Source organism: Kitasatospora sp. NPDC085879 (assembly GCF_040686255.1).
GTDB lineage: Bacteria > Actinomycetota > Actinomycetes > Streptomycetales > Streptomycetaceae > Kitasatospora.
Genome location: NZ_JBFBJZ010000142.1, coordinates 1 through 7,531, shown reverse-complemented (window position 1 = coordinate 7,531; position 7,531 = coordinate 1). Strand labels below are relative to the sequence as shown.

Annotated in this window: 8 protein-coding genes; 7 read left to right on the top strand and 1 reads right to left on the bottom strand. The window is 70.9% G+C overall.

Features of this window, described 5'->3' with window-relative positions:
- Nucleotides 1-225 precede the first annotated feature (225 nt).
- Entirely contained in the window at nt 226-585 is a 360-nt protein-coding gene (locus tag AB0P35_RS40905; RefSeq protein ID WP_363521448.1) for a phosphate-starvation-inducible PsiE family protein, read from the top strand.
- Between the two features lie 194 nt (nt 586-779).
- On the opposite strand, the gene AB0P35_RS40900 is transcribed toward AB0P35_RS40905, so the two are convergent.
- Nucleotides 780-1,010: a hypothetical protein gene (locus tag AB0P35_RS40900; protein WP_363521445.1), complete on the bottom strand. Its 231-nt coding sequence runs from the start codon at nt 1,008-1,010 to the stop codon at nt 780-782.
- Between the two features lie 381 nt (nt 1,011-1,391).
- Between AB0P35_RS40900 and AB0P35_RS40895 the strand changes: the two genes are divergently transcribed.
- The 6 genes from AB0P35_RS40895 to AB0P35_RS40870 all read left to right on the top strand — a co-directional run bounded on the left by AB0P35_RS40895 (nt 1,392) and on the right by AB0P35_RS40870 (nt 6,972).
- Nucleotides 1,392-2,561 (top strand): ABC transporter substrate-binding protein, encoded by a 1,170-nt coding sequence (locus AB0P35_RS40895; protein WP_363521443.1) that lies wholly within the window; start codon nt 1,392-1,394, stop codon nt 2,559-2,561.
- On the top strand, nt 2,558-3,490 hold the full coding sequence (locus AB0P35_RS40890; protein WP_363521440.1) for a sugar ABC transporter permease: 933 nt from the start codon (nt 2,558-2,560) through the stop codon (nt 3,488-3,490). The genes AB0P35_RS40895 and AB0P35_RS40890 overlap by 4 nt, the downstream gene beginning before the upstream one ends.
- Complete coding sequence (locus tag AB0P35_RS40885; protein WP_363521437.1) at nt 3,487-4,317, top strand: carbohydrate ABC transporter permease; 831 nt, start codon at nt 3,487-3,489, stop codon at nt 4,315-4,317. Before AB0P35_RS40890 ends, AB0P35_RS40885 begins: the two co-directional genes overlap by 4 nt.
- A gap of 34 nt (nt 4,318-4,351) precedes the next feature.
- Nucleotides 4,352-5,542, top strand: a complete 1,191-nt coding sequence (gene ugpC, locus AB0P35_RS40880) for a sn-glycerol-3-phosphate ABC transporter ATP-binding protein UgpC (RefSeq protein WP_363521435.1) — start codon at nt 4,352-4,354, stop codon at nt 5,540-5,542.
- An 85-nt stretch (nt 5,543-5,627) separates the two neighbouring features.
- Entirely contained in the window at nt 5,628-6,344 is a 717-nt protein-coding gene (locus AB0P35_RS40875; protein ID WP_363521433.1) for a hypothetical protein, read from the top strand.
- Nucleotides 6,345-6,480: 136 nt separating this feature from the next.
- Nucleotides 6,481-6,972 carry a hypothetical protein gene (locus AB0P35_RS40870; protein ID WP_363521431.1) on the top strand — a complete coding sequence of 164 codons (492 nt, stop codon included), beginning with the start codon at nt 6,481-6,483 and terminating at the stop codon, nt 6,970-6,972.
- The last annotated feature ends 559 nt before the right edge of the window (nt 6,973-7,531 follow it).

Here is a 7,531-nt window from a genome sequence, read left to right as displayed (position 1 = left end):
TCCACAGTCCGGGGGGAGACAGCAACGGCCTCGCCTACCAGCAGTACCAGCCGTGAACCACGCCCCGCTCGCCTAGCCGGGGTGCGGTGTCGCTGCCGCCGGGTGGGCCTCGATGATGTCGCGCCTCGCCGCGCCCGGGCTGCCACCACAGGGAGGGATCCGCTCGTCCACCAGTTCGCCCAGCACACCGCGCCTGCAGGCCGGGGCACCCCTAGCATGCTGGCTGTGCGACCCAATACCCCGAAGATCGAGGGTGGCCGGTTACAGGGCCTCCTGCAGCTCATCGAGGACGGCATCCACCTGGTCGTCGCGGCGCTCCTCGTACTGCTCGCGGGGCTCCTGACCGTCGGGGTCATCCACGACGTCATCAGGTCGATCCAGGGGCCGTATCACGAGGAGACGGTCGTTCTCGCCGCCCTGAACAACGGCCTTGTGCTGTTCATCGTGGCCGAGCTGCTCCACACCGTCCGCCTCACCGCCATGAACCAGACCCTCGACGCGGAGCCGTTCCTCGTCGTCGGCCTGATTGCCGGCATCCGCAAGGCGCCCATCGTGACGGCCGAGGCGGAGAAATCCTTCCGGTGAAACGTCGAGGGGATCGAACTGCTGGTCCTGGCGGGGCGGATCCTCGTGATGGCGACAGCGGTGAACGTGTGGCGGCGCTCCACACGGCCGGGAGACCACTTCCCGCTCCAGGAGCCACGGCGCTCGCCGCCGGAGCCGTCACCCACCCCGGCGCGTGACGACGGTGACGGAGAAGGTGAGCGCGGTGACGGTGATCACGGATCCGGCGATGGCTCCAGGACGGTCCGGGCTGCTCCCGCGCCACCGGCGAACAGGTTGTCGCTCAGCCATGCCGGCAGGTCCTGTTCAAGGTGGGCGTCGAGACGAGGCAGCGTCACCCCGGCGATGACGGCCAGCGCGACTCCCAGGGTCGGCAGCGGCCACAGCCGGGAACGAATGTGGTCGCGGCTTCGACCGACCGCTGTTTCTCGGCCCGTTCCGGTCACTGATCGTCCCCTCCTGGTGTCGTGCGTTGACGGCTTCCACCGGATCACACCTCGGGGGAGGCGATCGAGTCGACACACAGTCCATCGCGCGCTGCCAGCAGCCGGTCCCGCGGGCAGACCACGGCTGCGCGGTCGTCTGTGCGCGCCCCGGGGGTGGGCTGCCGTGCGGGTGCCAGGGCTGCTCCGTACGGCTGACCGGCCGGCGCGGCGTCCGCGGTACCCGGTGGGAGCGCGCCTAGCGTCGGCCCTATGGATCCCAGCCCCGGGAGAACGATGACGATCCGCCGCAGGCTCCGGTCGAGATGGTTGTCCGCCGGGGTCGGCGTGTGCGCGGCCGTGTCCGTGCTCGGGGGCTGCGGGAGCAGCGGTCAGGGCGGGCCGGTGACGTTGAACTGGTACAACTTCCCGGACGACTCGGGGGCGCTCCAGCAGGCGGCGGACCGGTGCGGTCAGCAGTCGGGCGGGCGGTACACCATCAAGTACAACAAGCTGCCGCGTGGCGCCGACGGCCAGCGCCAGCAGCTGGTGCGCCGGATGGCCGCGCACGACACGGGAGTGGACATCCTCGGCCTGGACGTCACGTGGCCGGCCGAGTTCGCCGAGGCGGGGTGGATCCGGGAGTGGACCGGGGCGATGAAGGAGCAGGCCACCGCGGACACCCTTGAGGCGGCCGTGCAGACCGCGACCTGGCAGGGCCGCCTGTTCGCGGTGCCGTACAACTCCAACACGCAGTTGCTGTGGTACCGGGACGACCTGGTGCCGAACCCGCCGAAGACCTGGGCGGAGATGCTGGCCCAGGCGGACGCACTGGCGAAGCAGGGCAAGCCGCACTACGTGGAGATCCAGGGCGCGCAGTACGAGGGTCTGACGGTGTGGTTCAACACCCTGGTCACCAGCGCCGGCGGCTCGATCCTCACCCCGGACGCGCAGGCGCCCTCGCTCGGCCCGCCCGCGGTCGTCGCCGCCGGGGTGATGCACGACACCGCCACGTCGTCGGCCGCCGACCCCTCGCTGCCCAACCAGATGGAGGACCAGAACCGGTTGGCGATGGAGTCCGGAACGGCGGCCTTCGAGCTCAACTACCCGTTCGTCTACCCGTCGATGAAGGCCAACCAGCCCGAGCTGTTCAAGCACTTCCGCTGGGCGCCGTACCCGTCGGTGCTGCCCGACCGGCCGGCCAGCGTGACGATCGGCGGGATCGACCTGGCCGTCGGCGCGTACGGTCGGCACCCGGACCTGGCGTACGAGGCCACGCTGTGCCTGCGGGACCGCGAGAACCAGCTCACCAACGCGCTGAAGGGCGGCCTGCCGCCGTCGTTGCGCAGCCTGTACCAGGCGGCCGAGCTCACCGAGAACTACCCGTTCGCCGCGGACGTGCTCGCCGCGCTGGAGACCGCGAGCGTGCGGCCGCAGACACCGGCCTACCAGAACGTGTCGATCGCCATCTCGCACACGCTTTCGCCACCAGCCGACATCCATCCAGAGAGCACCATCGCCGACCTCCGCGGGCAGATCGAGGACGCCCTCGGCTCCAAGGGGCTGATCCCGTGACACCTGCCACCGCACTCGGCGACCAGGCCGGGAAGAAGACCGCGGAACTGTCCGAGGGCGCGCGCCAGGAGCGCCGACTGGGCCTGCTGCTGTGCGCACCGGCCGCGATCGTGATGCTGGCGGTCACCGCCTACCCGATCGTGTACGCGATCTACCTCTCGCTGCAGCGCTACGACCTGCGGTTCCCGAACCAGGCCCACTGGGTGGGCCTGTCCAACTACGGCGCGGTGCTCAGCTCCCCGTTCTGGTGGCAGGCGCTGTGGGTCACCGTACTGATCACCGTGGTGTCGGTAGCGATCGAGCTGGTGCTCGGCATGGCGCTCGCGCTGGTCATGCACCGCGCGGTGTTCGGACGCGGCACCGTCCGCACCGCCGTCCTGATCCCCTACGGCATCGTCACCGTGGTCGCCGCGTACTCCTGGCAGTACGCCTGGACACCAGGCATCGGCTACCTCGCCGCGCTGCTGCCGGAGGGCAGCGCGCCGCTCACCGACCAGTGGCAGGCGATCGGCCTGATCATCCTGGCCGAGGTGTGGAAGACCACGCCGTTCATGGCCCTGCTCCTGCTGGCCGGCCTGGCCCTCGTCCCCGACGAGACCGTCCGGGCGGCGATGGTGGACGGCGCGACCTTCGGACAGCGCCTGCGCCTGGTGATCCTGCCGCTGATGAAACCGGCGATCCTGGTCGCCCTGCTCTTCCGCACCCTGGACGCCTTCCGCATCTTCGACAACATCTACGTCCTGACGGGCGGCTCCAACGACACCGGCTCCGTCTCGATCCTGGGCTACGACAACCTCTTCACCGCCCTCAACCTCGGCATCGGGTCGGCGATCTCGGTGCTGATCTTCCTCTGCGTGGCGATCATCGCCTTCGTCTTCATCAAGGTCTTCGGCGCCGCCGCGCCGGGTGGCGAACCGGAGCGCCGATGAGCAGCCGCACCCGCACCCTGACGAGCTGGGGCTTCGCCAACCTGATCGTCGTGCTGTACGCGCTTTTCCCGGTGTGGTGGATCGTGGCGCTCTCCTTCAAGGAGCCGAGCACCCTCACCGACGGCGACTTCATCCCGCGCGAGTGGACCTGGGAGAACTACCAGGGGATCTTCGAGACCTCGGAGTTCACCCGCGCCCTGGTCAACTCCATCGGCATCTCGGTGATCGCCACCACCATCGCCGTCGTCCTCGGCACCATGGCCGCCTACGCGGTGGCCCGGCTGCGGTTCCCCGGCAAGCGACTGCTGATCGGCGTGTCCCTGCTGATCGCCATGTTCCCGCCGATCTCACTGGTCTCGCCGCTGTTCAACATCGAGCGCGCACTCGGGATCTTCGACACCTGGGCCGGCCTGATCATCCCGTACATGACGTTCTCGCTGCCGCTGGCGATCTACACCCTGGCGGCGTTCTTCCGCGAGATCCCGTGGGACCTGGAGAAGGCGGCGAAGGTGGACGGCGCCACCCCGTGGCAGGCCTTCCGGATGGTCATCGCGCCGCTGGCCGCCCCCGGCGTCGTCACCACGGCGATCCTGGTCTTCATCTTCTGCTGGAACGACTTCCTGTTCGCCATCTCGCTGACCTCCACCACCCGGGCCAGGACCGTCCCGGCGGCGATCGCCTTCTTCACCGGCAGCTCCCAGTTCCAGCAGCCGACCGGATCCATCGCCGCCGCCGCGGTGGTCATCACCATTCCGATCGTGATCTTCGTTCTGCTGTTCCAGCGCCGCATCGTCGCCGGCCTGACCGCCGGCGCAGTCAAGGGATGAGACCGCCCCACCGGGCGGACCAGGAAGGCGAACCGTGGCCGAGATCGTCCTCGACGGCATCACCAAGCGCTACCCCGACGGCGCACTCGCCGTCCGAGACTTCAACCTCACCATCGCCGACGGCGAGTTCGTCATCCTCGTCGGCCCGTCCGGCTGCGGCAAGTCCACCACCCTCAACATGATCGCCGGGCTGGAGGACATCACCGAGGGCACGCTCAGCATCGGCGGACGAGTCGTCAACGACCGCGCCCCCAAGGACCGCGACATCGCCATGGTCTTCCAGAGCTACGCCCTCTACCCGCACATGACCGTCCGCGAGAACATGGGATTCGCCCTGCGCCTCGCCAAGACCGACAAAGCCACCATCGCGGCCAAGGTCGAGGAAGCCGCCCGCATCCTCGACCTGACCCAGCACCTCGACCGCAGACCCGCCAACCTCTCCGGCGGACAGCGCCAGCGCGTCGCGATGGGCCGCGCCATCGTCCGCGACCCCAAGGTCTTCCTCATGGACGAGCCGCTGTCGAACCTCGACGCCAAGCTCCGGGTCCAGATGCGCACCCAGATCGCCGCCCTCCAGAGACGCCTGGGAACCACCACCGTCTACGTCACCCACGACCAGGTCGAGGCCATGACTCTCGGCGACCGGGTGGTCGTCATGCGCGCCGGCGTCGTTCAGCAGGTCGGCTCGCCCCAGCACCTGTACGACGCACCGGTGAACCTGTTCGTGGCGGGCTTCATCGGCTCGCCCGGCATGAACTTCCTCGGCGCCAACCTGGAGCAGGGCACTCTGCGCACTTCGCTGGGCGACCTTCCGCTGGACGACCGGATGCGACGGGCCCTGGAACGTGCGGACGCGCCGCGCGAGCTCATCGTGGGCATCCGCCCCGAGGCGTTCGAGGACGCCTCGCTGGTCGACGAGCAGGCGGGCGGCATCACCTGCACCGTGACCGTCGAGTTGCGGGAGTCCGTCGGGTCCGACGTGTTCGTGCACTTCGCCGAGGAGGGCGGACCCGCCCGTAGCGAGGAGCTCGCCGAACTCGCCGCCGACTCGGGGCGGGCGGACACCGGCATGACCGAGCACACCGTCGTCGCACGGCTGAACACCGCAACTCGGGCCGCCGAGGGCGAACGACTGGACCTGTGGATCGACACCGCCCGCATGCACGTCTTCGACGCCGCGACCGGAACGAACCTGACCCGTCAGGAGCAGCAGCCAGCGCACTGACCGCCCCCACCGAGCCCAGCCCCAGGCGCTGGAGTGCCGGCATGACGGCGACCGGCACGGCGCGTTCGACGCGGTCGGTGCGCTGATGCCGGTCGCCGGCGCCGCGGGAGCCGCACTGAACGTGCTGATCGAGCTCGACCGCGTGGCGGTGATCACCGCCTGGCTGCGCACCTCCGCCACCGGCCTGCGCCTGATCGTCGGCACCTACGCCTCCGCGGACCGGCCCGCCGAAGCCGTCCGCGCCGCCGGCACCCCGCTGGACCTGCTCGTCCTGGACGAGGCGCACCACCTCACCGGCCGCGCCGACCAGACGAGCCGCCGCTGCGTGGACCGCGCCCACCTGCCGCCGCCGAGTTCGCCCGCACCCTGCCCATCACCGCGGTCCGGCTCGGCCAGAATCCCGAAGCGCTGTACACCGGGCACGTCCACGGCGAGATGCCCCACACGACCCGTCACCGGATCCGGCGGCCGGGACGACGAGCCCCGCCTTGTGGCGATCGGCGTGGCCGGCGGAGAGCGGGCACAGGACCGGTGGCTGCGCGAGGCGGGACTGTGGACCCCGGACCGGGCCGCCGCGGTCGAACTGGCCGCCTACGGCGACCGCGCCTGGCTGCAGGATCGCCCCCGCTCCTGCCCCGACCTCATGGCGCTGCACGACATGGCGGACGATGCGCTGGACCAGGTCTGGGAGCGGCTGACAGCCGCGCTGCCGGTCCTGCTCCGCCAGCAGGCCATGTCGGGCGAGCAGCTCGCCGAGTGCACCGACCTGCCCGCACCCGCCGCCTCGCCCGACTTCGGCTGACGTCACGCCAGTCCTGTACCGGACACTGACGCTGCCCACCACCGCGCCCCGCCCCCGTGCCTGTCAGGCGCGGCGGCGGGGCGCCGTGGTGCGCGGCGCGGCCGCCCGGCCGGACCCCGCAATCCCGGAGGTATTCGTGACCGACACCCTGCGCATCTGCCTGGCCCGCACCGCCCTCGCCGCCGTCCTCACCGACCACCACGCCCACAAGGCCCTCGCCCCGCTGCGCCGCCGCCTTGGTGCCGAGCACCGAGGCCCGGCCCGCGAGCCGGTCCCGGCGCCGACCCGGGAGCAGCTGGCTGTCGACGTCTGCGCCGACGCGGCCGCCCGCGCTGCCTCCGGTGCCGCCCGCCTCGACTACAGCCACGGCGCCCTCACCAAGGCGGAGAACTGGATTGGCGCGGAGGATGGCAGCGCGACCTGCGTGATCACCTCCACCGCACGCCTGCTGGCCGTCCACCGCCCGACCGGCCACGACGGCTACAACAGCCGCACCTACCTGCTCGCCCAGGACGGCGAGCAGCCGGTACAGATCCGCACCATCGTCGACCTGACGGTGCTCCTGGACCCTCCCGCCGTCGACACGGCGCAGCCCGCCGACAGCGAGGGCGAGGACGGCGACCCGTGAGCCGCGCTCGGCGAGGACCTCGCCATCGCCGAGCTCTGCCCCACGCGGCCGCCGCCGGTGAGGACCACTCTGACGAGGACGAGGACGTCGACTAGGAAGCGGAGTTCTGGACGGACAGCCGCCTGTAGCCGACCCGCTCCCGACTTCGGGTCGCCCCTCGCCTGAGGACCGGCCCGCCATACCCAGCCAACCGCGCCCACCCACCACCGCCCGGACCGGCCCGGTCCGCACCCCAGCGGGCCAGACCGATCCGTCAAAGGGAGACATCGCAGATGGCGACCAACCCCGCCCTGACCCAGCCCAGCCGCCGCGGCCTGTTCACCACCGACCCGGACGACCGGCTGCGCCCCGGAACCCTGGTCCGGTCCCGGGAGCTGTGGCTCACAGGTCCGAACACCCTGGTTGACGTCACAGCGGGACGCCGTTGTGGCGGGCGAGGTCATGAAGCGCGGTCGTCACCATGGCGGCGAGCGCGGCGACGAACGGTACGAATTGGCGGGCGTCCGCGTGCTCGCCGATGCGGAGGGTGAGGTCCTTCGGCTGCCCGGGGCCGCGATGG